The 22,775-nt window shown below is 70.0% G+C and carries 25 protein-coding genes and 4 tRNA genes; 16 read left to right on the forward strand and 13 right to left on the reverse strand.

Annotated features, from left to right (window positions below; translation table 11 throughout):
- Positions 1-90: 90 nt before the first annotated feature.
- Positions 91-165: transfer RNA gene (locus AB0I38_RS31565), tRNA-Val, on the reverse strand.
- A gap of 474 nt (positions 166-639) precedes the next feature.
- Between AB0I38_RS31565 and AB0I38_RS31570 the strand changes: the two genes are divergently transcribed.
- Positions 640-1,056, forward strand: coding sequence for an SsgA family sporulation/cell division regulator (locus tag AB0I38_RS31570; RefSeq protein WP_189127954.1), 417 nt, complete (start codon positions 640-642; stop codon positions 1,054-1,056).
- A 4-nt stretch (positions 1,057-1,060) separates the two neighbouring features.
- On the opposite strand, the gene AB0I38_RS31575 is transcribed toward AB0I38_RS31570, so the two are convergent.
- A complete protein-coding gene (locus tag AB0I38_RS31575; protein WP_358487843.1) occupies positions 1,061-1,669 on the reverse strand; it encodes a DUF305 domain-containing protein in 609 nt (202 codons plus the stop codon).
- 79 nt (positions 1,670-1,748) lie between these two features.
- Here AB0I38_RS31575 and AB0I38_RS31580 point away from each other — a divergent pair, with 79 nt between their 5' ends.
- Entirely contained in the window at positions 1,749-3,113 is a 1,365-nt protein-coding gene (locus tag AB0I38_RS31580) for an LVIVD repeat-containing protein (protein ID WP_358487846.1), read from the forward strand.
- On the opposite strand, the gene AB0I38_RS31585 is transcribed toward AB0I38_RS31580, so the two are convergent.
- From AB0I38_RS31585 to AB0I38_RS31600, 4 genes are all read right to left on the reverse strand, one after another.
- Complete coding sequence (locus tag AB0I38_RS31585; RefSeq protein WP_358487850.1) at positions 3,107-4,723, reverse strand: serine/threonine-protein kinase; 1,617 nt, start codon at positions 4,721-4,723, stop codon at positions 3,107-3,109. The two genes, AB0I38_RS31580 and AB0I38_RS31585, sit on opposite strands and share 7 nt — an antisense overlap.
- A 95-nt stretch (positions 4,724-4,818) precedes the next feature.
- On the reverse strand, positions 4,819-5,649 hold the full coding sequence (locus tag AB0I38_RS31590; protein WP_358487855.1) for an aminotransferase class IV: 831 nt from the start codon (positions 5,647-5,649) through the stop codon (positions 4,819-4,821).
- Entirely contained in the window at positions 5,649-6,659 is a 1,011-nt protein-coding gene (locus AB0I38_RS31595) for a chorismate-binding protein (RefSeq protein WP_358487859.1), read from the reverse strand. Before AB0I38_RS31595 ends, AB0I38_RS31590 begins: the two co-directional genes overlap by 1 nt.
- Positions 6,626-7,543 (reverse strand): LysR family transcriptional regulator, encoded by a 918-nt coding sequence (locus AB0I38_RS31600; protein WP_358487862.1) that lies wholly within the window; start codon positions 7,541-7,543, stop codon positions 6,626-6,628. Before AB0I38_RS31600 ends, AB0I38_RS31595 begins: the two co-directional genes overlap by 34 nt.
- Positions 7,544-7,601: 58 nt before the next feature.
- On the opposite strand from AB0I38_RS31600, the gene AB0I38_RS31605 reads away from it, so the two are divergent.
- Positions 7,602-8,756: a Rid family hydrolase gene (locus AB0I38_RS31605; protein ID WP_358487868.1), complete on the forward strand. Its 1,155-nt coding sequence runs from the start codon at positions 7,602-7,604 to the stop codon at positions 8,754-8,756.
- 90 nt (positions 8,757-8,846) lie between these two features.
- Here the strand turns inward: AB0I38_RS31605 and hutH are convergent, their stop codons facing one another.
- Together hutH and AB0I38_RS31615 are read right to left on the reverse strand one after the other, a co-directional pair.
- The gene (gene hutH, locus AB0I38_RS31610) at positions 8,847-10,397 is read right to left on the reverse strand and encodes a histidine ammonia-lyase (protein ID WP_358487872.1); all 1,551 of its coding nucleotides are present in this window, start codon (positions 10,395-10,397) and stop codon (positions 8,847-8,849) included.
- Positions 10,398-10,412: 15 nt separating this feature from the next.
- Positions 10,413-11,126 carry an ArsR/SmtB family transcription factor gene (locus tag AB0I38_RS31615; RefSeq protein WP_358487876.1) on the reverse strand — a complete coding sequence of 238 codons (714 nt, stop codon included), beginning with the start codon at positions 11,124-11,126 and terminating at the stop codon, positions 10,413-10,415.
- 108 nt (positions 11,127-11,234) lie between these two features.
- Between AB0I38_RS31615 and AB0I38_RS31620 the strand changes: the two genes are divergently transcribed.
- Positions 11,235-12,041, forward strand: a complete 807-nt coding sequence (locus tag AB0I38_RS31620) for an ArsR/SmtB family transcription factor (protein ID WP_358487880.1) — start codon at positions 11,235-11,237, stop codon at positions 12,039-12,041.
- A gap of 41 nt (positions 12,042-12,082) precedes the next feature.
- Here the strand turns inward: AB0I38_RS31620 and AB0I38_RS31625 are convergent, their stop codons facing one another.
- Positions 12,083-12,610 carry a pyridoxamine 5'-phosphate oxidase family protein gene (locus AB0I38_RS31625; protein WP_358487884.1) on the reverse strand — a complete coding sequence of 176 codons (528 nt, stop codon included), beginning with the start codon at positions 12,608-12,610 and terminating at the stop codon, positions 12,083-12,085.
- 752 nt (positions 12,611-13,362) lie between these two features.
- Between AB0I38_RS31625 and AB0I38_RS31630 the strand changes: the two genes are divergently transcribed.
- From AB0I38_RS31630 to AB0I38_RS31660, 7 genes are all read left to right on the forward strand, one after another.
- Positions 13,363-13,935, forward strand: a complete 573-nt coding sequence (locus AB0I38_RS31630; protein ID WP_358487888.1) for an RNA polymerase sigma factor — start codon at positions 13,363-13,365, stop codon at positions 13,933-13,935.
- Entirely contained in the window at positions 13,928-14,836 is a 909-nt protein-coding gene (locus AB0I38_RS31635) for a CU044_5270 family protein (protein ID WP_358487891.1), read from the forward strand. Before AB0I38_RS31630 ends, AB0I38_RS31635 begins: the two co-directional genes overlap by 8 nt.
- A 149-nt stretch (positions 14,837-14,985) precedes the next feature.
- Positions 14,986-15,726 carry an SDR family oxidoreductase gene (locus tag AB0I38_RS31640; protein WP_358487894.1) on the forward strand — a complete coding sequence of 247 codons (741 nt, stop codon included), beginning with the start codon at positions 14,986-14,988 and terminating at the stop codon, positions 15,724-15,726.
- Between the two features lie 63 nt (positions 15,727-15,789).
- Positions 15,790-16,260, forward strand: coding sequence for a hypothetical protein (locus tag AB0I38_RS31645; protein WP_358487898.1), 471 nt, complete (start codon positions 15,790-15,792; stop codon positions 16,258-16,260).
- Between the two features lie 32 nt (positions 16,261-16,292).
- A tRNA-Gly gene (locus tag AB0I38_RS31650) sits at positions 16,293-16,364 on the forward strand.
- Positions 16,365-16,379: 15 nt separating this feature from the next.
- Positions 16,380-16,453 (forward strand) — tRNA-Cys (locus tag AB0I38_RS31655).
- A gap of 1 nt (position 16,454) precedes the next feature.
- A tRNA-Val gene (locus AB0I38_RS31660) sits at positions 16,455-16,529 on the forward strand.
- Positions 16,530-16,775: 246 nt separating this feature from the next.
- Here the strand turns inward: AB0I38_RS31660 and AB0I38_RS31665 are convergent.
- Genes AB0I38_RS31665 through AB0I38_RS31675 form a run of 3 tightly spaced genes read right to left on the reverse strand, consistent with a single transcriptional unit; the run spans position 16,776 to position 18,204 of the window.
- The gene (locus tag AB0I38_RS31665; RefSeq protein WP_358487902.1) at positions 16,776-17,450 is read right to left on the reverse strand and encodes a hypothetical protein; all 675 of its coding nucleotides are present in this window, start codon (positions 17,448-17,450) and stop codon (positions 16,776-16,778) included.
- On the reverse strand, positions 17,447-17,779 hold the full coding sequence (locus tag AB0I38_RS31670) for a hypothetical protein (RefSeq protein ID WP_358487905.1): 333 nt from the start codon (positions 17,777-17,779) through the stop codon (positions 17,447-17,449). Before AB0I38_RS31670 ends, AB0I38_RS31665 begins: the two co-directional genes overlap by 4 nt.
- A complete protein-coding gene (locus AB0I38_RS31675) occupies positions 17,776-18,204 on the reverse strand; it encodes a hypothetical protein (protein WP_358487908.1) in 429 nt (142 codons plus the stop codon). The genes AB0I38_RS31670 and AB0I38_RS31675 overlap by 4 nt, the downstream gene beginning before the upstream one ends.
- Positions 18,205-18,349: 145 nt before the next feature.
- Between AB0I38_RS31675 and AB0I38_RS31680 the strand changes: the two genes are divergently transcribed.
- From AB0I38_RS31680 to AB0I38_RS31700, 5 genes are all read left to right on the forward strand, one after another.
- The gene (locus AB0I38_RS31680; RefSeq protein ID WP_358487912.1) at positions 18,350-18,916 is read left to right on the forward strand and encodes a helix-turn-helix domain-containing protein; all 567 of its coding nucleotides are present in this window, start codon (positions 18,350-18,352) and stop codon (positions 18,914-18,916) included.
- Complete coding sequence (locus AB0I38_RS31685) at positions 18,858-19,616, forward strand: hypothetical protein (RefSeq protein ID WP_358487914.1); 759 nt, start codon at positions 18,858-18,860, stop codon at positions 19,614-19,616. Before AB0I38_RS31680 ends, AB0I38_RS31685 begins: the two co-directional genes overlap by 59 nt.
- Positions 19,613-20,149, forward strand: a complete 537-nt coding sequence (locus AB0I38_RS31690) for an NUDIX hydrolase (RefSeq protein ID WP_358487920.1) — start codon at positions 19,613-19,615, stop codon at positions 20,147-20,149. Before AB0I38_RS31685 ends, AB0I38_RS31690 begins: the two co-directional genes overlap by 4 nt.
- 672 nt (positions 20,150-20,821) lie before the next feature.
- Positions 20,822-21,238, forward strand: coding sequence for a hypothetical protein (locus AB0I38_RS31695; protein WP_358487923.1), 417 nt, complete (start codon positions 20,822-20,824; stop codon positions 21,236-21,238).
- Positions 21,238-22,365 carry an RNA 2'-phosphotransferase gene (locus AB0I38_RS31700; protein WP_358488133.1) on the forward strand — a complete coding sequence of 376 codons (1,128 nt, stop codon included), beginning with the start codon at positions 21,238-21,240 and terminating at the stop codon, positions 22,363-22,365. Before AB0I38_RS31695 ends, AB0I38_RS31700 begins: the two co-directional genes overlap by 1 nt.
- Positions 22,366-22,392: 27 nt before the next feature.
- Here the strand turns inward: AB0I38_RS31700 and AB0I38_RS31705 are convergent, their stop codons facing one another.
- Complete coding sequence (locus tag AB0I38_RS31705; protein WP_358487926.1) at positions 22,393-22,770, reverse strand: carboxymuconolactone decarboxylase family protein; 378 nt, start codon at positions 22,768-22,770, stop codon at positions 22,393-22,395.
- Between the last annotated feature and the right edge of the window lie 5 nt (positions 22,771-22,775).

The raw sequence follows: 22,775 nt of genomic DNA on the forward strand, positions 1-22,775 counted from the left end.
GTGACGGCCGAGGCCACGGTCCAACGACGGTCCAGACAGCACAAAGGCCGAACTCCGTTCTCGGAATCCGGCCTCTGACCTGCTGCTATGTGGTGGGCGATACTGGGATCGAACCAGTGACCTCTTCGGTGTGAACGAAGCGCTCTCCCGCTGAGCTAATCGCCCGCCCTGTGCGGCACCGTGCGGCGCCGACGGGAAAACCATACCGCACTCTGGCACCCTCTGGCGAAGCGCGACCGGCGGCGAGTGACGCGACGGGCGGCTTCGAGTGAGGCGACCGGCGACGGAGGGTAGGGATTCGAGTGAAAGGCGGTGGTTGCCCATCGGCGTAGGGGCTCGTTGGCATACCATCGAGCTGTTCCGGTAGGCGCCCATCGTGATCCTTTCTCCAGAAACGCTCATGAAGGGGCCGACCGGGACGGGCTCGACAACTCGCAAAACCCTCGCAAATACAAACCGATTGATGCCGTTTAGCCAGGTAGATGCCTAAATGTCCAGCTGTGATATGCGTTACAGAAGGCCTCAGTAGCGGAATCTTTCCTACGGGTTTCTTCGTTCCGCGTCATAGCTCAGGACGAAGTCCGTCAGAGCAGTGAAAGCCCCGAAGAGGGGACCTTCGACGAAAAGGTTTGGCTGACGATGAACAGCACCACCGTCTCCGCCGAGCTTGGCCTTCGGCTTGTGGTCCCCGACCGTACTACCGTCCCCCTGCTCGCCGGCCTGAGTTACACAGCCGACGACCCGTACGCCATCCGCATGGCCTTCCACGTAGGGAACGACGAACCGGTCGAGTGGATCTTCGCCCGCGAGCTCCTCACCGTGGGCATCGTGCGGCGCGTTGGCGACGGCGACGTGCAGGTCTGGCCCGCACGCGCCGACGGCGAGCGCACCCTGCACATCAGCCTGACGTCACCGTTCGGCCAGGCGCTCTTCGAAGTGCCGCTCGCCCCCCTCACCGAGTTCCTCCATCGCACGTACGAGAAGGTGCCGGCGGGGCGCGAGGTCGACTTCATGGACCTCGACGCCGAGCTGACGAACATGCTCTGGCCGTCCTGACGGCCTATCCCGGAAGCGCGTCCAGCACTTTCCGCATCCGGGCGATCTCGATGCTCTGCCCCGAAGAGACGTCCCCGGCCAGCCGCCGCATGTTCGGGTCGCGTCCGCCGGTCAACTGCTCCCCCGCCATCTTCAGCGCGCCCTCGTGGTGCCTGATCATGAGCTCCAGGAACATCCGGTCGAAGGCCGTGCCCCGGGCCGCGCGCAGCGCGTTCATCTCCTCCAGCGTGGCCATGCCGTATCCGGCCGGGCCGTGCGCGTGCTCGGCGGGCAGCTGGCGGCCGAGGGACGACAGCCAGGACGACATGAGGGTGATCTCGGGGCGCTGGGCCATCGCGATCTGCTCGGCGAAGCGCCGGACGCCGGCGTTGGTCGTCCGCTCGGCGACCAGACCGGTCATCTCCAGCGCCTGACGATGATGCGGGATCATGCCTTCGGCGAAGCGGACATCGGCCGCCTCCGGCTGTGTGGCGCCCTGCCCGATGCGTTCGCCGGGCGTGGCCGTACGTGCCGGAGTGCCCGGGCCCTGTGGGACGATCACCGGTGCGTCGGTGCCGATCGGGGACGGCTGGTCCGGCTCCTCAGCGCAACCGGCCAGTACGAAAACCGCCACAATCGTGACAATCAGCGTGCGTGACCGGAATCGTACTGACATAGCTTCCATACTGAATCACAAGACTAGGGGTGCGGGCGTGATCTCTGTGAGGGTACGGGGGGCGGCGTTGTGCGCGGTCTTCCTGCTGGTGGCGGCATGTGGCGGAGGGCCGGGCGCGGCCGGGCCCGAATCGCCGGGCACCGGCCGGGCACCTGAGACGAATACTCCCGCCTCGGGGGACGTGATGACGAGCGACAACGTCAAGCTGGTCGCCAACGTGCCGCGCACCGCTCCACTCGACAAGGAGATGGACTGGAACACCGACCTCGCGTTCCAGGGCGACTACGCGTTCGTGGGCAACTTCGGCGGGTTCTCGATCTACGACATCAGCGACCCGACGGCGCCCAAGACGGTCAGCCAGGTCGCCTGCCCGGCGCAGCAGAACGACATCTCGGTCCACGGTAACCTGCTGATCCTGTCGGTCGACCAGCCGCGGAGCGGTGAGAGCTGCGACTCGGACGACAAGACGCGGACCTGGGAAGGGTTGCGCATCTTCGACATCAGCGACAAGAAGAACCCGCAGTACGTCTCGGCGGTGGCCACCGACTGCGGCTCGCACACCCACACGATGGTCCCGCAGGGCGAGACGCTCTACGTGTACGTCTCATCCCCTGGCCCTGAGCCGGACTCGACGACCTGCCCCGAGCCGCACCAGGTCATCCAGGTCGTGAAGATCCCGACGGACGATCCCAAGTCAGCGGCGATCGTGTCCAAGCCGAACATCTTCCCCGATCGGCAGCTGGGCGCGGGCGGCTGTCACGACATCACCGCCTATCCGGAGAAGAAGCTGGCCGCGGCCGCTTGCTTCGGCGACGGCGTGCTGCTCGACATCTCCGACCCGGTCGATCCCAAGGTGCTGCAGCAGATCCGCGATGAGGCCAACTTTCAGATCTGGCACTCTGCGACGTTCAACAACGACGCGACCAAGGTGATCTTCGGCGACGAGCTGGGCGGCGGTTCCCTGCCGACCTGCGACAGCAAGACGCCGCAGACCAAGGGCGCCAACGCGATCTACGACATCGTCGACGGCAAGCTGGAGCGGCGCGGCTACTTCAAGATGCCTCGCCAGCAGCAGAGGAACGAGAACTGCGTGGCCCACAACGGCTCGCTGATCCCGGTGCCCGGCAAGGACATCATGGTCCAGTCGTGGTACCAGGGAGGCGTGTCGATCTGGGACTTCACCGACTCGTCCGCGCCCAAGGAGATCGGCTACTTCGAGCGCGGGCCCTTCGAGGAGGACGGCGTGGCGGGATCCTGGTCTGCCTACTACTACAACGGCTACATCTACTCCGCCGACATCCGTAAGGGCCTGGACGTCATCTCCATCGACGATCCCCTGACGGATCCCGCCAAGAAGGTCACGATGAAGGACTTCAACGTGCAGACGCAGCAGTCCTACTGAGGCGCCTCGATCGTCCCAGGCCGCCACTTGCCGTAGGTGGTCGTGAACGACGAGGTGACGCGGGTGTTGGAGTTGAGCGCACGCCAGGAGAAGTCGAACAGGATCGGCCTGTCGTGCGCGTCCAGCCGCAGCTTCCAGGTGATCTGGCTATCGCCGAGTTCCTCCGTGGTCCACCCGCCGGTGATCTCGGACAGCTTGTCCTGCACGACCGCGGGGGCCTTGTCGGCGACCAGGGACCCGGAGTAGTCCCGCCCCGCTCCGTTCACCCGGGGCGTGAGGTTGACCAGGTCCAGCAGGACGCCGATCCCGCCGGTCACCGGCACCATGGCGGCGAACGCGAGCGCGGCCGAGTCCTGTTCGCCGGTCACCCGCCGCCCGTTGAGGTAGGTCACGTCGCCCTCCTCCGTCCTGATGAACACCACCTGGGCGGTCTCGCCTTCGGAGGAGGCCCGCATGCTGAAGTCGGTCGCGCTCCCGCCCAGGGTCCCGTAGGCGAGCTGGCCGTTCGCCGTGCCGTAGAAGGCGCTCTGGCTCAGCCCGCCGTCGTAGGAGAAGTCGGCCATGGAGGTCACGGTGACCGCGGCCTCCACCGCGGCGACCAACTCCGACGATCTGGTGGGCGGCGGGCCGACGGACGGTTGTCCCGTCTTGGTCGTAGATGGGCGTGACGTCTCCGCGGAGGGACTCGAAGTGGTCGAGGGCGGCTGGGTGGTCGCGGTGCCCGCCGGGGAGCCGTCGGACGCGCCGGCGACGATCTGGCGCCACAGCAGCCCGCCGGTTACCGCCGTCGCCGCGGCGACGGCGCCGGCGGCGAGAAGCACATGCCGGCGCGAGGGGCGCGGCGAGCCGGCTGCCACGGCGCCCTGTTCGAGCACGTCCATCTCGCCGGCCGGCCGGTCCTCGCCGAGCAGGTCGAGCAGCAGGTCACGGGCCGTGGGGCGGGCCGCCGGGTCCTTGGCCAGGGTTCGCGCGACCACACCGCGCAGGGGCTCGGCGAGCCCGGTCAGGTCGGGCTCGGCGCTCATGATCCGGTAGGCCACCGCCGCGATCGTGTCGGCGAGGAACGGGGGGCGGCCGGTGGCGGCGAACACCATGGTCGAGCCCCAGGCGAACACGTCGGCGGCCGGGCCGGTCGGCTCGTCTCCGAACTGCTCCGGAGCCATGTACGGCGGCGTGCCGGCGAGCCCGCCGCGGGTGGTGGTGAGCCCGGTCAGCCGGGCGATGCCGAAGTCGATGACGCGCGGCCCGCCGGGCGCCATCAGCACGTTGGCGGGCTTGAAGTCCCTGTGCACCACGCCCGCTCGATGGATCGCGGTGAGGGCGGTGGCCGTGCCGATGGCCAGCCGGGTCAGGGCCGCGCCGCCCAGCGGGGCGACGTCTGACAGCGGCGGGCCGTCGACGTACTCGCTGACGATGTACGGAGGGTCGTGGTCGAGGTCGGCGGCGATCACCCGGGCGGTGCAGAACTCGGCGACCTGGCGGGCGGCGGCGAGCTCCCGGGCGGAGGAGCGGTCGATGCCGCCCGTCATGACCTTGATCGCCACCCGCTCGCCGCCGGGAGCCTCGGCCAGGTAGACCACGCCCTGGCCGCCCTCACCGAGCCTGCCCACGATGGCGTGATCGCCTAATCGCCCGGGATCTCCCGGACGTAGCGCACCAGCGGCCACCCAGACCTCACATCTCGCACGAGTGATGCCACGCTATCTCAGGGGTTGAGGTCGGCGGCAGAGCGTTCGGCGAAGACCCGCATCGCCTTGGCGGTGATCGGGCCGGGCGCGATCGGCAGCTCGGTCTCGTCGACCAGCCTGATCGGCTGCACGTCGCGGGTGGTGGAGGTGAGGAACGCCTCCTCGGCGGTGTAGAGCTCGGCCAGGGGCACGTCGACCTCCTCGCCGCCGCACCATTCGAGCACCAGGGCCCTGGTCACGCCGGCCAGGCAGCCGGACTGGAGCGTCGGGGTGAGCAGCCGCCCGCCGCGGACGACGAAGATGTTGGAGCCGGTGCCCTCGCAGAGGTCGCCCGCCAGGTTGCCGAAGATCGCCTCGCCGCCGCCGCGCGCCTTGGCGTGGGCCAGGGCCTTGGCGTTGTCACCGTAGGAGGTGCTCTTGACGCCGGACAGCGCGCCGCGCTCGTTGCGCGGCCAGGGGACCACGGAGACGGCGGCCGCGGCGGGGAACGGCTTCTGCTCGTCGACGATCACCACGGAGGTGGTGCCCTGGTCGCCCCGGTCGGAGCCGAGCGGGCCGGGGCCGCTGGTGTAGGTGATGCGGATGCGGCCGAGCGGCCAGTCGGGCGCGGCGGCCAGGCACTTGCCGATGCCGTCGGCGATGGCCTCGACGTCGGGCTCGGGCAGGTCCATGCGCTGGGCCGAGAGCTTGAGCCGGTCGAGGTGCCGGGTGAGCGCGAACGACCGGCCGTGAACGATCTTCACGGTCTCGAACACGCCGTCGCCGACCATCAGTCCGTGGTCGAACACCGAGACGGTGGCCCGCGTGGGGTCGATCAGGTCCCCGTTGACCCAGACAGGGATAGTCATCAAGTGCCTCCTGAGGATGCCAATGAGATGAGCCTGGACGCTTTCAGCTCGGTCTCCAGCCATTCACGCGCGGGATCGCTGCCCCACGTGATGCCCGCGCCCGTGCCGAACCGGATCTCGCGAGCGGAGATCCAGAACGTGCGGATGCCCACGGCCAGCGCCGCCCGGCGACGGTCGGCGTCGACCCAGCCCACCGCACCACAGTACGGCCCCCGGGGCTCCGCTTCGAGTTGGTTGATGATGCGCGACGCGGATGACTTGGGCGCGCCGGTGACGGAGCCGGGCGGGAACGTGGCCGCGAACAGCTCGGGCCAGCCCATTCCCGGCGCCAGCTTCGCGCGCACCGTCGAGACGAGGTGGACGAGGCCCGGATGCTCCTCCACGACGCACAGCTCCGGCACCTCGACGGAGCCGACGGCCGCGACCCTGCCGAGGTCGTTGCGGACCAGGTCGACGATCATGACGTTCTCGGCGTAGTCCTTGTCCAGCAGGTCGGCCTCGGTGACGCCGGTGCCCTTGATCGGCCCGGACTCGACCACGTCGCCGTCGCGCGACAGGTAGAGCTCGGGTGAGGCCGACACCACGCTGAGCCCCGGCAGCTGGATCACGGCGGAGTAGGGGGCGGGGTTGCCGGTGGCCAGGCGGGCGGCGAGCGCCAGCGGGTCGGCGTCGCCGGGGACGGGCGCGGTGAGCACGCGGCACAGGTTGGCCTGGTAGACCTCGCCTCGCTCGATCTCGTCGCGGATGGCCTGGACGCCGCGCTCATAGGCGGCCCGGTCGAGCGAGCTGCGCCACTGGCCGGGGCGGGGGCCGTGCCAGGGCCGCCGGGGCGCGGGCAGCGGCGCGGGACGTACGCGATCGAAGCGGGCGCAGGTCACCTTGCCCTCATAGTCGACCACGACAGCCCACCAGCCCTCGCCGTCGAGGGCGGCGAGGTCGGTCGTAACGTCGCGGAGGCCCGTGGCGAGGAGACCGGCTACGTGGGCGAAACCGTCGTGCACGTCTCCCATTCTCCCAGCAACCGGACGAACTCCAGCGCCGCCGGAAGCGGTGTCCGGGGCAGGGCGGCGTAGACGCGGCGGGCGGGCGCCTGTCCCCGCAGTGGCCGCAGCACCAGGTCGGCGGGCACGGCCCGCGCCGCCAGCTCGGGGACCAGCGTCACCCCGAGCCCTGCCGCGACGAACCCGAACTTGCCCGTCCACTCGGCCACCCGCAGCCCGCTGCGCGGCGTGAACCCGGCAGCGGCGCACGCGGTCAGCAGCAGCGTCGGCTGCCCGCCCAGCGCGGCCTCGATCCAGGTCTCGCCCGCCAGGTCGCGCAGGTCGACGGTGTCGTCACCGGCCAGCCGGTGCGTGCGCGGCAGCGCGACCAGGAGCCGGTCGTCGCGCAGCGGCACGATCGCGCCGCCCTCGACGGGCAGCCCCGACGGGTAGTCGCTGATCACCGCGACGTCGAGGGCGCCCGCGTCCAGCCGGTCCACCAGCCTCCCGGTCAGCCCTTCGACCAGCCGCAGCTCGACGCCCGGGTGCGCCTCGGCGAAGCGCCGCAGCGTGTCCGGCACCAGATCGACGTTGGCCGTGGCGAACGCGCCGATCCGCAGGGTGCCGCCGCTGCCGCCGTGGATGGCGGCCAGTTCCTCTCCCGCGCGTTCGAGCCGGTCGAGGACGGCCACGGCGTGCCGGTGCAGCGACACCCCCGCGGGGGTCAGGCGTACGCCTCGGGCCAGGCGCTCGAAGAGCGGACCTCCGGCGGCGCGCTCCAGCGCGGCGATGCGCCGGGAGACCGCCGACTGGGTGTAGCCGAGCAGCTCGGCGGCGGCGGTGAACGATCCGCTCCTGGCGACCTCGTCGAAGAGGCGAAGCGCGGCGGCGTCAAAGGCATGCGTTTTTATCATGGCTGCCATGCAATCTAGTCGTTGGTGGAATACCTCGCATCCCTGTTCAATGAGCCACGTGATTGCATTTCTTGGACAGGGACGCATGGGCGTCCCCATGGCCCGGCGGCTCAGCGAGGCTGGGCACGCGGTGACGGTGTGGCGGCGCGGCACGGGGGTCTCCGCCGCCGAGGCGGTGGACGGGGCCGAGCTGGTGATCACCATGCTGCGCGACCCCGCCGCGGTGCGCGAGGTGCTGGCCGCGGCGTTGCCGGGGCTGCGGCCGGGGGCAACGGTGGTGGAGATGTCGACGATCGGCCCCGAGGCCGTACGCGAGCTGCGCGCCCTGCTGCCCGCCGGGGTCGGGCTGGTCGACGCGCCGGTGCTGGGCAGCGTCGGGCCGGCCGCCGACGGCACCCTGACGGTGCTGGCCGGGGGTGACGTGTCGGAGTGCCGGAAGGTGCTGTCGGTGTTCGGCACGGTGCGCGAGACGGGTCCGCTGGGGTCGGGCGCGGCGCTGAAGCTCGCCGTCATGAGCGCGCTCGTCCCGGCCCAGGTGCTGCTCGCGGAGACCTTCGCGTACGGCGAGGCGCACGGCGTGTCCCGCGAGGCGCTGGCGGACGTGCTGTCGGGCACCCCGCTGGGCGGCCTGGCGGAGCGGCTGCGGGTTCCCGCGGCGGAGACCCGTTACGCGCTCGGTCTGGCGGCCAAGGATCTCGCGCTCGCCGCGTGGGACGGCGCGTCGCTGGCCACGGCCGCCAGGAAGCGGCTGCGGGAGGCCGAGACGGCCGGGCTGGGCGACAGTGACCTGACGGCGATCGCGGGGCAGGTCACCGGCCGGCCCGCGCGCCGGACCGTACCGCTCAACCCGGCCACCGTGCCCGCCACCAACGGCGCCTACTCCCACGCCGTGCGGGTCGGCGACATGTTGTACGTTTCCGGGCAGGCCGCCTTCGACGAGCGCGGGGAGGTGGTCGGCGAGGGCGACATGGCCGCCCAGTCGGAGCACATCTTTCAGTGCGTGTCGCGGATCCTCGCCGACCAAGGGGCGACGTTCGAGGACATCGCCTTCATCAGGACGTACGTCACGGACATGGACCGGCTGATGGAGTACGGCGGGGTGCGCCGGAGGTATATCACCGGCACTCCCCCGGCCAGCACGACCGTGGAGGTGTCACGGCTGTTCAGGCCGGGGCTGCTGCTGGAGGTGGACCTGATCGTGGCCCTGCGCTGACCGCCCGGGTCACACACCGGAACCGGTCACACACCCGAGCCGATCACGAACATGCCGATCACGCGAACGGGCCGATCACGAACAGGCCGGTCACGCGAGCGGGCCGGTGACCGACTCGGCCGCCGCGACCACCGAGCCGTCCGCCACCAGGCGGACGGCCGACTCGATCTCCGGGGCGAGGAACCGGTCGGGCCCCGGGCCGGGGACCGCCTCGCGCAGCGCCTTCACCACCGCCGCCGTCGCCGGGGCGGGCTGGAGCGGGGCGCGCAGGTCGAGCGCGCGGGCGGCGGTGAGCACCTCGACGGCCAGCACGCGGGCCAGTCCGTCGACCGACCTGCGTAGCTTGCGGGCCGCCGACCAGCCCATCGAGACGTGGTCCTCCTGCATGGCCGAGCTGGGGATCGAGTCGACGCTGGCGGGCACGGCCAGCCGCTTCAGCTCGGAGACGATGGCGGCCTGGGTGTACTGGGCGATCATGTGGCCGGAGTCGACGCCGGGGTCGTCGGCCAGGAACGCGGGGAGCCCGTGGTTGCGGGCCACGTCGAGGAAGCGGTCGGTGCGGCGCTCGGACATCGAGGCGACGTCGGCGGCCACGATCGCGAGGAAGTCCAGCACGTACGCGAGCGGAGCGCCGTGGAAGTTGCCGTTGGACTCGACGCGGCCGTCGGCGAGCACGGCCGGGTTGTCGACGGCGCTGGCGAGCTCCCAGCGGGCGACGTTCGCGGCGTGGGCGATCGTGTCGCGGGCGGCGCCGGCCACCTGGGGCGCGCAGCGCAGGGAGTAGGCGTCCTGGACGCGGGTGCACGCCTCGGGGTCGCGATGACTCTCCATCACGCCGGAGTTTTGCAGAATTTTCACCATATTGGCGGCCGACAGGGCCTGGCCTGGCTGCGGCCTGAGCGCCTGCAACTCGTGGGCGAACACGCGGTCGGTGCCGAGCAGGGCCTCGACGCTCATCGCGGCGCTGACGTCGGCGGTCCGGATGAGCCCGGTCAGGTCGTCGATGGCCAGGATGAGCATGCCCAGCATGCCGTCCGTGCCGTTGATCAGCGCCAGGCCCTCCTTGGCGGCCAGCTCGACGGGCTCGATCCCGGCCTGCTTGAGCGCCTCGGCCGCCGAGGTGAGCTCCCCGGACGCGTCACGGACGACGCCCTCGCCCATCAGGGTGAGCGCCGCGTGCGCCAGCGGCGCCAGGTCACCGGAGCAGCCCAGGCTCCCGTACTCGTGGACGACCGGCGTGATCCCCGCGCTGATCAGCGCGGCCAGGGTCTTGGCGGTGGCCGGCCGGATGCCGGTGTGGCCGGTCGCGAGCGTGTGCAGGCGCAGCAGCATGAGCGCGCGGACCACCTCGGTCTCGACCTCCGGCCCGTTGCCGGCCGCGTGCGAGCGCACCAGCGAGCGCTGCAGCTGGGTGCGCAGCGCCGGGTCGATGTGCCGGGTGGCGAGCGCGCCGAACCCGGTGGAGATGCCGTAGGCGGGCGTCGCGCTCTCCGCCAGCTCGTCCACCCGCTGGCGCGCCGCCGAGACGGCCGCCATCGCGTCGTCGGTCAGGTGTACGGCGGCGCCGTGGCGAGCCACCCGGATGACCTCGTCGAAGGTGAGGGGTTCCGGACCGACGTTCACGACCTCGTTGTCGCCCATGTGCTTCACTCCTGCTTAGGTAACTGGCGTATGCGATGTTAGCTCCTTACCGGAGAACAACTCCGCCAGCCCTCCCCTGCCCGTGTCGGTCAGGACCACCGCCCTCGGCACCGTCCCCCTGACGTACCAGCCACGTTCGAGGAACACGCTGGTCAGCGCGGCGCCTAGCGCTCCGCCGAGGTGGGCGCGGCGCTCGGTCCAGTCGAGGCATTCGGGCGCGAAGCGCCGCCTGGCCGCGCGGGCCGCCGCCACGTCCACGCCGAGCCCGGACAGCAGCCGCTCCCCTTCGGCGGTCAGCTCGCCGTCCCGCCAGTGACCGCCCTCTCTGAGCCGGTCGAGCAGCAGCACGCCGGCCCGCCCGGCCAGGTGGTCGTAGCAGGTGCGGGCCTCCTCCAGCAGCCGCGCCTGCCGCGACTGGCGCAGGGACCGTACGGGAGGCCGGGCGCTCATCCGGGCCAGCACCTCCAGCACCTCGGCGACCTCGTGCCCGGCCAGCCGGTAGTAGCGGTGGCGGCCCTGCCGTACGACGTCCACGAGCCGGCCGTCGAGCAGGCGGGACAGATGGGCGCTGGCGGTGGCGGCGCTGACGCCGGCGAGCCGGGCGAGCTCGCCGGCGGCGAGCGCCCGGCCGCCGAGCAGGGCGGTCAGGATGGCGGCCCTGGTGGGGTCGGCGATGAGCGCCGCCACCGGGGCGATGTCGGCGTCGCGTGCGACGTGCTCCACTCCCATGCTCCGACGCTAACCCACGGACGTTTCGCCACGCGTCTAAGCATTCCTTGACAGGCAACCGTATGGTTGCTTATATGTCTACATGCATCCATACGGTTGCCTGAGGCGATGAGAGACATGGACGCGGTGTTCAAGGCCCTGGCCGACGCCAGCCGCCGAGAGCTGCTCGACAGCCTCAACCGGCGCAACGGCCAGACCCTGCGCGAGCTGTGCGCGGGGCTGGACATGACCCGGCAGGCCGTGACCAAGCACCTGTCCGTGCTGGAGGCGGCCGGGCTGGTGGCGACGGCCAGGCGCGGCAGGGAGAAGCTCCACTACCTCAACGCCGCGCCCATCAACGAGATCGCCGAGCGATGGATCGACCGCTACGACCGCGAACGGGCGCGCGCGCTCGCGGATCTGAAACGAGCACTGGAGGGCCCGGCCATGTCCGAGACCACGTTCGTCTACGTCACCTACATCAAGACCACACCCGACCGGCTGTGGGAGGCGCTGACCACCCCGGCCTTCATCAGCCGCTACTTCGACGACTCGGGCCCGCGCTCCGAGTGGACGCAGGGCGCCCCGATCGCCTGGAAGGCCGACACGGGCGGCGAGTTCAAGGACTGGGGCCAGCGGGTGCTGGAGGCCGAGCCCGGCAAGCGCCTCTCCTACACGTGGCACAACTACGAGCAGGAGCTGGCCGACATGTTCGGCTGGAGCGACGAGAAGCTCGCCGAGCTCAGGAAGGAGCCGATCTCGAAGGTCACCTTCGAGATCGAGCCCGCCGGTGAGGGCACCGTCAAGCTGACCGTGACCCACGACGGCTTCGCCCCGGACAGCGAGATGCTGAAGGGCGTCAGCCAGGGCTGGCCGGCCATCCTGTCCAACCTCAAGACCCTGCTGGAGTCGGACCAGATCCTCGCCTTCGGCTAGAGGAACGGATCAGTGGGGTCCACGGGGCCCGGTGCTGGTGGTCAGGACTGGGACGCCGCGGTGAGCTTCGCGAGATCAGGGGCGTAGACAGTCATCCAGTGCGGATGCAGCCGGTAGTAGACCACCTCGTCGTCCCAGTCGAAGGCGTCATCGCCATAGAAGTCCTTGAAGTAGGCGAGCAGGTCTGGCCAGTCTGGGGCCGGCTCGCCGCCCTGAGGGTTGAGGATCTCCACCGTGCCGTGCGTGAACACGCCCAGGTCCTCCCCGCGCATGTGCGCGACGCTGGCGGCGGGGCGAGCGGCGAGGTGGCGGGCCTTGGCGGCGCTGCGCGCCGTGCCGAAGTACCACTTTCCGTGCAGGAAGTGTCCGTCCACACCGCTGATCCGCGGCTCGCCCTTCGCCGTCACGGTGGACAGGGCAAGAGTGCACATCCCGGTCAGAATCTGGGTGAGTTGCTCCGCGGTCAGGGTTCTCTCGGTGACGATCGAGCGGAGGTGCGAGGTGGAGCGGGAGAGGGAGGCGTCGAGGAGGGCCTGGAGCTCTCTGAGCTCTTCTGGCGTGTCACGCATGTAGATCCTTATCTATCCGTAGGCCGGCCCACGTCCGTCATCGGCGCCGACCGGTGACACCCATACTCGACATAAAACCCGACACCTTGTGTCGTATTTCCTCACCGTGGCGACGATGCGCCGCATGGTGGGCGCGGAGCGCCGGTTTCCGTTGACGTCGGCCACGAACCTGGAGTGTCACTACAACAGAGGAGCCGGAGCGAGCCGCCGCGCTCGGCGGGTTCGCCCCCGTCGCGCTGGGCGTGCCCGACCGCGTCCAGCCCACGGGCAAGGCCGTGCTCGTCACCGCGTTCCCATGACGTCTGCCGTGAGCGGGTGATTTCGACGGGGGCCGATCATCAGTGGGCTTGGGAGCCACTTACCGGTCACCTGAGCATGATCTGAACCCGAGCTTCGGCGCCAGTTCCCGAGCGCACCAAGCCAGAGATGACCGGACTGCGGCGTTCGATGAGCACGACGTCGCGCCAGATGCCGTGATGGCGGCCGATGCGCTCGCGGGTGCCGATCACTTGGAAGCCCGGCCGGACCCCGCCCGACGCAGCTGTCCCCGCTGACGGGGACGCCGCGCAGCTGGTAGGGCACTCCCTGGGGGCGGTGGTCGCTCAGGCCATCGCGATCCGGCGGGCGGCCCTCGTTCGCAACCTGACCAGACCTGCCGGGAAGACGATCGGCGGCTACGGCGAAGTACGGGCGACAGGCAATTCTCCGACCAGGAAGACACCCGCCGATGACAGAGACAGCGACGTGACCGCGTGACCGCCAACGCGAGCGAGGAAGGGACCGATGCCGATCTTGGTACCGGCCTGCGATCGGAGCCGGAACGGTTCACGGCCGTGCATCACCGCTACTTCCGCGACATCTACCGCTACGCCGCTGGACGGCTGGATGCGCAGACGGCCGAGGACATAGCCGCCGAAACCTTCCTGACCGCCTTCGACCAGCGTGACGAGTTCGACCCAAAACGCGGCGGCCTGCGCCCGTGGCTCTTCGGCATCGCCACCAACCTGATAGCCCGGCACCGCCGAAAGGAGGCCCGCCACTACGCAGCGCTGACCCGCGTCGCTCCCGAACGAGACAGCGAGGGACCCGAGAACCGCGTCGTCACCTCGGTCACCGCCCAGCGCATGCAGCCGCACCTGGCCAAGGCCATGGCCGAACTGTCACCCGGTGAGCGCGACGTGGTGCTGCTCGTCGCGCTCGCTCAACTCAGCTACGAGGAAGTGGCCGAGGCCCTCGGAATCTCCTCGGGCACCGTGGGCTCGCGGCTCAGCCGCGCCCGCCTCAAACTTCGAAAAGTCATCAATCAGGAGGCCGTCCATGGATGACCTGCAGACCCTCGCTACGCTGCTGGCCGCACCTGACCCTTCCCCCCAGGCCGCTGAGCGCAGCCTGCGCCGGCTCCAGCAGCGGATGCGCCACGCGCCACGCTCGCCCCGAACCGGATGGCTCGCGGCCGGCATGGGCCTGGCCGCCGCCGCTGCCGCCGCAGCCATGGTCGTCTCCAGCACGAATGTGCCCACAGCCGTTCCCAACGAGCCGCCGTCCGCATCTGCTCAGTTGACGGCCGATCGGATTCTGCTTGCCGCCGCCGCCAGCGCGGAACTCCTGCCGGAGGGCTCAGGCGACTACTGGTACGTCCGATTCAGCTCGGGCGAAGGTCCTGGGTACGAAGAATGGACCGCCCACGACGGCCGTCGCTGGCTCAGAGGAGAGAAGACGGCTGGTCAGCTCATCGAACTGGGCGGGCCGCCGATCCCGTTCCGGCTGGGCGGCTTGGAGGTCAGTCTTGAGCAACTCCACGATCTGCCCTCCGAGCCCGCGGCGCTGACGGCCTGGATCAGCGATCGCGTGAAGCGCGGCGAGGGCAAGAATGCCGCCGGTCCGCTGGACGCCGCCGAAAGGGCTCAGGAGGTCCTGCACGGCCTGGTCTCCCTGGTCTCGGAGCTCCCGGCCCCGCCTGCGGTCCGAGCCGCGTCCTTCCGTGCTTTGGCCACCTATCCAGAAGTCGAACGCCTCGGTGCGGTCGACGGGGGGCAGGGCCTGCTGATCCCCGCCTCCCAAGCCGAGACTGAGCGCACACGAGTACAACTGGTCGTCGATCCCGACACCTCTCGGGTGCGGAACACCAGCTTCTTCGTCTCTGCTGACGGAGGGGTGGCCTTTGACGTGAGCAAGCCAGTGACCATCGAGGCGCGATGGACCGACACTCTCCCGGACAGCGACTGAATGTTCGATGTTCTTCGTCGACGCTGTGAACGATCGCGCCGCTCGTTCCGGATCAAGATCGTTCGTCCTCCGCTCGACGTCACCACCTGCGGGGGATTTCCAGGCGCTAGGCTCCCTGGGCGACAGGGCGATCGAGCGGAGGTCTTCCGATGGCAGCAGACGGCGTGGCGCTCGTGACCGGTGCGTCCCGCGGTCTGGGCGCCGTGATCGCGCGGCGGCTGGCGGCCGACGGGTGGGCCGTGGCGGTCAATTACCACTCCGACGTCGAGGGCGCCCAGCGGGTGGTCGCGGACATCCGCGAGGCCGGCGGCACCGCCGAGGCGTTCGGCGCCGACGTCACCGACGAGGCCGCGACGGCCGGGCTGGTCGCGCGGGTGGCCGCCCGGCTCGGGCCGGTGAAGGCGCTGGTGCTCAACGCGACCGGCCCGCAGCCGGCCATCGCGGTCGAGGACGTCACCTGGGACGACCACCTCGACCAGCTGCGTTTCTTCGTCAAGAGCCCCACCCTGCTGGTGCAGGCCGCCCTGCCCGGGATGAAGGCTCTCGGCGGCGGCCGGGTCGTCCAGATCGGCTCCGACATCGTCGACCGCCTCGTGCCCGGCATGTCGGCCTACGTCTCGGCCAAGGCGGCACAGTTCGGCCTCACCCGGTCGTGGTCGCGCGAGCTCGGCCCCCACGGCATCACGGTCAATCTCGTCGCCCCCGGCTGGATCCCCGTCGAACGGCACGCCGACGCCGGCCAGGACGAGCTCGACGCCTACCGGGCCCAGGTGCCGCTGCGCCGGATGGGCACCCCGGACGACATCGCCGCCGCCGTCTCGTTCGTCGCCTCCGACGCGGCCGCCTTCATCACCGGCGAACGCATCACCGTCAACGGCGGCCACGGCTAGAACGCCTGACCGCACCGCCATACTTCGACGCTCGCCCGAACGTTTCGGGGCCACCATCGGCACATGACAGACAATCCCGCACACCTCATCACTGAAGCCGTCGACCGCTGCCTCGCGCTCGCCGCCACCTGGCCGGCCTGGGACGGCAGGCCGATCATGACCGACGGGGCCAACGTGTGGACCCCGTCGAAGGCGGCCCGTCGCGTCCAGGACCACCTGGTCGACCACCTGGCCGAGGTGGAGGCGCTGCTCGCCGGCGCCGTCCCGCAGCCCGACGCCTGGCACGGCCGGATGGTGACGCTGGAGTCCGACTGGGCCCGCTTCACCGAGCTCGACCTCGACGAGGCCCGCTCCCGCTGGACCCGGCTCGGCCAGGCGTACCTGAACCGCTACGCGACGGCGCCCGACGCGTGGGACGTGCCCCGCGATCCCAACTGGACCCTGCGCCAGATCGCCGAGCACGTCGCCGAGATCACCTGGTACGCCGAACAGGTCGGCGAACTCCGGTTTGGGGACTCGGCCAGGATTCGCTAGAGTTCTCTCGTCACCACAATCTCGGTGGCGACGCGGAAGTGGCTCAGTGGTAGAGCATCACCTTGCCAAGGTGAGGGTCGCGGGTTCGAATCCCGTCTTCCGCTCGGAGCTTCCGGCACGGTGGAGTGGCCGAGAGGCGAGGCAGCGGCCTGCAAAGCCGTCTACACGGGTTCAAATCCCGTCTCCACCTCCAAGGACGATTAGCTCAGCGGGAGAGCGCTTCCCTGACACGGAAGAGGTCACTGGTTCAATCCCAGTATCGTCCACCATAGGTGTCTTACTAGAACCTTGGCCGCAGAGGGCTAGGGCCGCTGGTGAGGCCTTATGGTCCCTTGCAACGTCGTGCCTAGTTCCGGGTGCGGCGTTGTTGTGTTTGTGGGGCTTGTGCGCTGTGCAGAGGCATGCGTGGTCGTATGGCCGTGCTGGGGCGTGGGTGCCTGGCGGTGGTGTCGGTGGCGCGGCCTTGCCACACGCTGTAGGCGTCGAAGGGTTCGCGGAGTTCGTGTCGCTGAGGATCACCACGCGGTCGTAGTAGTGCGCCCAGCCGCGCACACCGAGCAGCACCGCCCGGCCGGCGGCATGCACGAACACGAACCCGTGGGCGGCGGCGTCGCGGCGTCGTCAAGGCTGGTGATCACTGGGCGGCTCCCGGGGTTAGGCGGCGTGGCATGGGCACGCGTCACCGCTGAGGAGAAGGCGTGGCGCGGCGTGGTCGGCGGGGCTGGGCTGTGCCAGCTCGACGGGTTGGGAATGGTCCGGGGGCCCAATTTCGGCCCAGATGACTTCCCGCCGCCTGGGGCGGGGTAGGTGGCCCAGCGGCGCGCCAGCGCGGTCGCGGCGCTCATGTGCCGGTCGGGTGTCATGGTTTTCGGTGGGGTGGGGTCGGTGTCCCACACGTCGATAATCAGGGCATCGGCGCGGCGGTGGACCCGGATGCTCACGGTGGCGATGGTGGCGGGGTCGATGTCGGAGTATCGGGGGGCGGGGTCGGGGTGCCCGGTGCGCTCGACCGCGCGGGCCAACAAATGGCCGGCGGCTTGTTCGGCGGCGGGTTCCAGGTGGGGCAGGCCCCACACGCGGGCAGCGATGCGGGCGACCTGCGCGCCGATGGTGATCGCGGTGTGCAGCGCCAACAGGGTGACTTCCGATGCCCGGACGGTGGGCGGCACGGGCGCGAACTTCTCACTCACGACTGCCCCCGATCCTCGGGGAACAGGAACGGTTCGGCGTCGCGGAGGAAATGCGCCAGGGTGGGTTGGATGGTGCAGGCCGAGCGTGTCCACCAGGGCCACCACCGCCGCGCTCGCAGGTGTGCGGGACGGCAGAGCCGGCACCGGCCCCGCGCATCTACGCGGTGCCGCTGATCGACGCCCAGCAGCGCGCCGGCCAGGCGCAGCAGCCACCGTTCGGCGGTGGCTTGGTCGACGATGATCGCGGGCACCTCGGAGGCGATCACCTGCCCGAGTAGTTCTTTCAGTCGGCGGTCGTGGACCTCATGCAACGTGAGAGGCGCGGTCATGCCGTGGCCTCGCTCTTGTGGGACATCACCAGGACATCGGCGCCGGTTTCTATCTCGATCAGGGCGCGCATCGCCTGATAGATCCCGTCGAACTCCGACAAGTGCTCAGACGTGGGGATCACCACAACGGTCACGTCGGGGCGGCACAGCGCTTGCAGGAGCTCACCGAACGCTGACCTGCGGTAGGCGTGCTGGTCGATGTAGATACCGACCAGGTCCAACCCGGCCCGCGCCGTGAACCCCCGCAGGGTTTCGGTGAGCGGCCCGCATAGGCGGCCATGACCAATGACGCATCCGGGCATGTGTCCGGCGTATTTCTGGATTCGCAGGGTGAGCGCGTGGTTACATTCGGCGCAAGGGGTTTCGGCGTATCCGATGGGGCGGTGAACCCATGACCGACGCGCGATGTTGCGCTTGTGGGACACGACTTGCGCGCGACAACGCCAGCGGGCGGTGCGCGGCCTGCACCACGGGCGCGCGTGCCGTCACGGGCGCGCCCGGCGGGCCGCCGAGAGTGCCTCGGGAGTTTTGGGACCACCCCGCCATACGGGCCGCGCTCGACGCAGGCACATGGGCCGGTTGATCGCTGCCTACCGCACCCATCCCCACCACGGCCGCCCCCTGCGACAAGAAACGGTGGCGGCGTGGGTGGGCATCACCCAACCCCAGCTCAGCAGAATTGAGAACGGGCCCGCCATGAGCGACCTTGGTCGCCTGGTGCAGTGGGCGCGACTGCTGCACATCCCGGCTGAGCGGTTGTGGTTTCGGGTACCGCAGCCGCGCACAGCGCTCTCACCAGCACAAACATCAGCCGTGGGACCGGCCCCAGCCCCACCTGCGGTCCCGATCCCGGTTTCGGTGGCGGCGCGGGCCACTGTCTCCGGCGGTGGCGGTGGTGATGTGGCGGCGGTGGCGGCGTGGCGCACGGTGGACGCCCAGATAGGCGGCGCGCATCTGTATGCGACCGTCACGGCCTATCTCCGCGACCAGGTGGCCCCGAGGCTGTTTGGCGGTCGGGGTGGTGAAGGGGCGGGGGTGTTCACCGCCGCCGCAAGCCCTTACCGAAATGGCGGGATGGATGTCCCACGACGCCGGACGCGACGACCAAGCAGCCCAGCATTTCGCGCGGGCCCGTGACCTGGCCGGTGTGGGCGATGATCCGCATTTGCGGGTTCACGTGCTGGCGAGTCTGGCGCATCTGGCCCACCACCGTGACCAGCCCGCCGCCGCCATCGGCTATGCCACCCACGGGCAGCAAGAACTCACCGTCGCCCCGCCGCACCCTGAGCTTGCGGCGCGGCTGTTCGCGTTGCAGGCGCGCGGGCACGCCGCCGCAGGCCAAGCACAGGAAACACGCGCGCTGCTCAACGACGCTGAGACCGCTCTACACAGCACCCACGGCGCGGCCCGGTCGCCGTGGGTGTCACCGTTCGACGCGGGTTCCCTCGCGGGTGATGCGGCCCGGTGCCTGCGCCTGCTCGGCGACCTGCCTTCCGCGCAACGCCACGCCGAGCGGGTGCTAGAGCTGCGGCCAGCCGGCCGTACCCGCTCCCGGGCGTTCGGTTCTCTCGCGCTGGCTGGTGTGCTCATCGAACGCGGCGAGTTGGAGCAGGCATGTGTGGTCGCGACCGACGTTCTCCACACCACGGGCTCGCTAGGCTCGTATCTAGTGATTCAGCAGTTGCGTCAGCTGCGTGACCAGCTCCACCCGCACCGCGCCACCGGGTGCGCGCGGGGCTTCCTCGACCACCTGGCCGAGACGCTACGGCAACGCGAATGGCTCTACCAACTCACCACCGACATAACCCAACCCAGGACCAGCCACAGCACATCATGACCAACCCCGACACCCGGCCGCTCTACGAACGCGACCCCGACGCCTACCGCGCCCACCTGGCCGAAGGCAACGCCAACCAGGCCCGCAAACGCGTCGCCGCCGATGCGCTCATCCGCGATGACCACGGCCGTGTGCTGCTCGTCGACCCCACCTATAAACCCAATTGGGATCTTCCCGGGGGCATGGCCGAGGCCAACGAACCACCCCTCGACGCGCTACGCCGCGAACTGGCCGAAGAACTCGCCCTGCACCTCCCCGCCTCCCGTATGACGTTGGTGTGTGTTGACTGGGTGCCACCTCATGGCCCTTGGGACGACTCAGTAATGATGATCTTCACCGCCGGAACCCTCACCCCCGACCAGGCCGCCGCGCTGCGCATCACTGACGCCGAGCTTGGCGCCTTCGAGTTCTGCACCCACGAGCAAGCACAGGCCCGGCTACGCCCGTACGTGTGGGCACGCCTGTACGCGGCCATCACCGCCGCCGACACCGGAACCGTCGCCTACCTCCACAACGGCCACCCTGTGAGCTAGCCCGCACGGTGTGAGGCTGCGGCGTACGCTGCCCTGGTGACAGACGCGGCTATTCCTGCGGTGACCGATTTCCAGGCACCGTTCATCGGGCACTTGCCGGGCTATCGGGCCGCGAGTGAGGAGGACAGCGCCAGGGCGGCCCGCGCAAGAGGTCTACGACGCCGCTCTGATGGCGCAGTGGCGATTGCGGCTGGATAGCTCCGACGCGCAGGACGAACGTTCGCCCGCAGGCGTACACCACGCTCCCGCGCCATTCGCCTATAGTCCGCTCACTGATCGCGTACTGTGCGGCGAGCTTCCACGCTGGCGTTCCCGCGCTGTAGGCGTTGATCAGGTTGGACAGCTCTGTCTCACCAATCCGGTCAGTGACCGGCCGCCGTGGCCCCGTCCGCTCAGAACGGACGCTCAGCACCACAGGAGACTCCGCCGGGTCCATGCTCTTGAGCCGATCTACCGCGCTGACCAACTCAGACAGTACGGCCACATGGTTCGAGTAAGTTCTAAGAAGGTCTACCACGCGTCAACGCAGGTCAGAGCAGGTTTCTGGCCTGCTTTTCGCTTTACGGGGCGGGAAGTCCGCCGCGCGCCGAATTCCCTGGATGCCCCGGCTCCGCGCTCGCACCCGGCCGCGAGCCCGTAGCATTCGGCTTTCCGGACGAGGAAGGGGCGCGGATGAGCGTGCAACTGGGCGTTTGGCCGCAGGACGTGCCACTCACCCTGGAAGCACTGGCCCAGGACCTGGCCGCGGGTGCGGCGCCGAGCGTCGAGCTGCTCCTCGGGTTCGGCCCGGACCTGGAGATGATCGAGACGCCGGAAGCCGGCGCGCTCCCGGAGCAACCGCATCCGGCGACGGCGGCGTTCTACGCCGAGCTGACCGCGCGCTTCCCCGACCTGGCCGAGGACAACTACCTCGACTCCCCGTGGTCGGAGCCGCTGACCGTCGGCAGGCACGCGGTGTTGATGAGCGTCGTCTTCTCTCGCTCGGGAGAGGTCTGCCGCCTGGTCAACCATCTGGCCATCGAGCACGAGCTGCACTGCTTCGCCCCCCGTGACCTGCCATCCCGCCCTCGAATGACCTCAGGGCCGTGATGGACGAGCAGCGGGTGGTGCGGGTGTCCAAGTACCTGGCCAAACACCTCCGGCACCAGCCGGACCGGATCGGGATCACCCTCGACCCGTACGGCTGGGTCGAGGTGGACGTGCTGCTGGCGGCAGCCGCCGCGCACGGATTCCCGATCTCCCGCGCGGAGCTGGAGCGGGCCGTCGCCGACAACGACAAGCGCCGGTACGCGATCGAGGGCGGGCGGATCCGGGCCAGCCAGGGCCATTCGGTGAGCGTCGATCTGGATCTGCCGGTGGTGGAGCCGCCAACGGTACTGTTCCACGGCACCGTCGCCCGGAGCATGGCCTCGATCACGGCCGAGGGGCTGCGGCCCATGAACCGCCACCACGTGCACCTGTCCCCCGACCGGGAGACCGCGGCCCGGGTGGGCGCGCGGCGCGGGACGCCCGTCGTGCTCGTCGTCGACGCCGAGGGGATGCGCGCCTCGGGACATGTGTTCTGGCGCAGCGCCAACGGGGTCTGGCTGGTCGACCACGTCCCGCCCGCCTTCCTGCGGGTGACGGGTGACGCCGGCGGCGTCCATGTCCGAGACCCACGGGGGCGATTGATGAAGCGCCACATCCTGACCGGCACGCCTGGAGCGGGGAAGACGGCGATCCTGCGTTGGCTGGAGTGTGACGGCTACACCGTGGTCGAGGAGGCGGCGACAGATGTCATCGCCCTGCGACAGGCCCAGGGCGAACCCCAGCCGTGGACGAAGCCGTCCTTCGTGGAGGCGATCAGCACCTTGCAGCGCCGACGGCAGGAACAGGCCGCGGCCCTTCCCGGCGAGGTGCAGGTCTACGATCGATCGCCCGTCTGCACCTACGCCCTGGCCACCTATCTCGGCCATCCCGTATCTCCGGCCCTGTCCCGCGAACTGGAACGCATCCAAGCTCAGCAGATCTACGCCAAGAAGGTGTTCTTCGTGCGGAACCTCGGTTTCGTCACACCGACCGACGCGCGATCGATCACCTTCGAGGAGTCGCTGCGTTTCGAGCAGGTCCACCTGGACACCTACGTCTCACTCGGCTACGAGTGCGTGCCGATCGCTCCGGGCCCGCTGCCGGACCGGGTGGCGGCGGTCAAGAAGCAGCTCGAAGCCGCATCATGACCGATGACTCCGAAGTGGTCCGCAGGTCTAGGGCGAATCGCGTGGCCTGCCGCGCTCGTGCTTGGCGATCAGGGTGTCGATCTGGACGCTGAGGCGGGCGCCGAGCGGCCAGCCGACGTAGTGGGTGAGGAAGATGGCGATCTCGCGGAGCTCGTCCGGGGTCAGCTCGCCGTTGCCCAGCGCGGCCGGGAGCTGGATGTCGAGGACGTCGTTGAAGCCACGGCCGGCGAGCACGCCGATGAGGAGCAGGCGGCGGTCGCGTATGGACAGGCCGGGCCGGGTCCAGATGTCGGCGAAGAGGTGGTCGGCGGTGATGCCGAAGAAGTCGCCGGGGGCGTCGTCGAGCTCCCAGCCGTAGACCTGGCGCATCATGTCCAGCCCGCGCCGCCGCCGTTCGTCGGTCATTTCCG

Origin of the sequence: Nonomuraea cavernae (assembly GCF_040655715.1) — a bacterium.
Classification (GTDB): Bacteria; Actinomycetota; Actinomycetes; order Streptosporangiales; family Streptosporangiaceae; genus Nonomuraea; species Nonomuraea cavernae_A.

Coding starts and splice junctions, on each gene's coding strand:
- AB0I38_RS31690 (WP_358487920.1), top strand. CDS start 19,613: ATGACCAACCCCGACACCCGGCCGCTCTACGAACGCGACCCCGACGCC.
- AB0I38_RS31635 (WP_358487891.1), top strand. CDS start 13,928: ATGGATGACCTGCAGACCCTCGCTACGCTGCTGGCCGCACCTGACCCT.
- AB0I38_RS31680 (WP_358487912.1), top strand. CDS start 18,350: ATGGGCCGGTTGATCGCTGCCTACCGCACCCATCCCCACCACGGCCGC.
- AB0I38_RS31620 (WP_358487880.1), top strand. CDS start 11,235: ATGAGAGACATGGACGCGGTGTTCAAGGCCCTGGCCGACGCCAGCCGC.
- AB0I38_RS31590 (WP_358487855.1), bottom strand. CDS start 5,649: ATGACTATCCCTGTCTGGGTCAACGGGGACCTGATCGACCCCACGCGG.
- AB0I38_RS31570 (WP_189127954.1), top strand. CDS start 640: ATGAACAGCACCACCGTCTCCGCCGAGCTTGGCCTTCGGCTTGTGGTC.
- AB0I38_RS31685 (WP_358487914.1), top strand. CDS start 18,858: ATGTCCCACGACGCCGGACGCGACGACCAAGCAGCCCAGCATTTCGCG.
- AB0I38_RS31670 (WP_358487905.1), bottom strand. CDS start 17,779: ATGACCGCGCCTCTCACGTTGCATGAGGTCCACGACCGCCGACTGAAA.
- AB0I38_RS31695 (WP_358487923.1), top strand. CDS start 20,822: ATGAGCGTGCAACTGGGCGTTTGGCCGCAGGACGTGCCACTCACCCTG.
- hutH (WP_358487872.1), bottom strand. CDS start 10,397: ATGGGCGACAACGAGGTCGTGAACGTCGGTCCGGAACCCCTCACCTTC.
- AB0I38_RS31645 (WP_358487898.1), top strand. CDS start 15,790: ATGACAGACAATCCCGCACACCTCATCACTGAAGCCGTCGACCGCTGC.
- AB0I38_RS31705 (WP_358487926.1), bottom strand. CDS start 22,770: ATGACCGACGAACGGCGGCGGCGCGGGCTGGACATGATGCGCCAGGTC.
- AB0I38_RS31700 (WP_358488133.1), top strand. CDS start 21,238: ATGGACGAGCAGCGGGTGGTGCGGGTGTCCAAGTACCTGGCCAAACAC.
- AB0I38_RS31615 (WP_358487876.1), bottom strand. CDS start 11,126: ATGGGAGTGGAGCACGTCGCACGCGACGCCGACATCGCCCCGGTGGCG.
- AB0I38_RS31640 (WP_358487894.1), top strand. CDS start 14,986: ATGGCAGCAGACGGCGTGGCGCTCGTGACCGGTGCGTCCCGCGGTCTG.
- AB0I38_RS31600 (WP_358487862.1), bottom strand. CDS start 7,543: ATGATAAAAACGCATGCCTTTGACGCCGCCGCGCTTCGCCTCTTCGAC.
- AB0I38_RS31595 (WP_358487859.1), bottom strand. CDS start 6,659: ATGGGAGACGTGCACGACGGTTTCGCCCACGTAGCCGGTCTCCTCGCC.
- AB0I38_RS31625 (WP_358487884.1), bottom strand. CDS start 12,610: ATGCGTGACACGCCAGAAGAGCTCAGAGAGCTCCAGGCCCTCCTCGAC.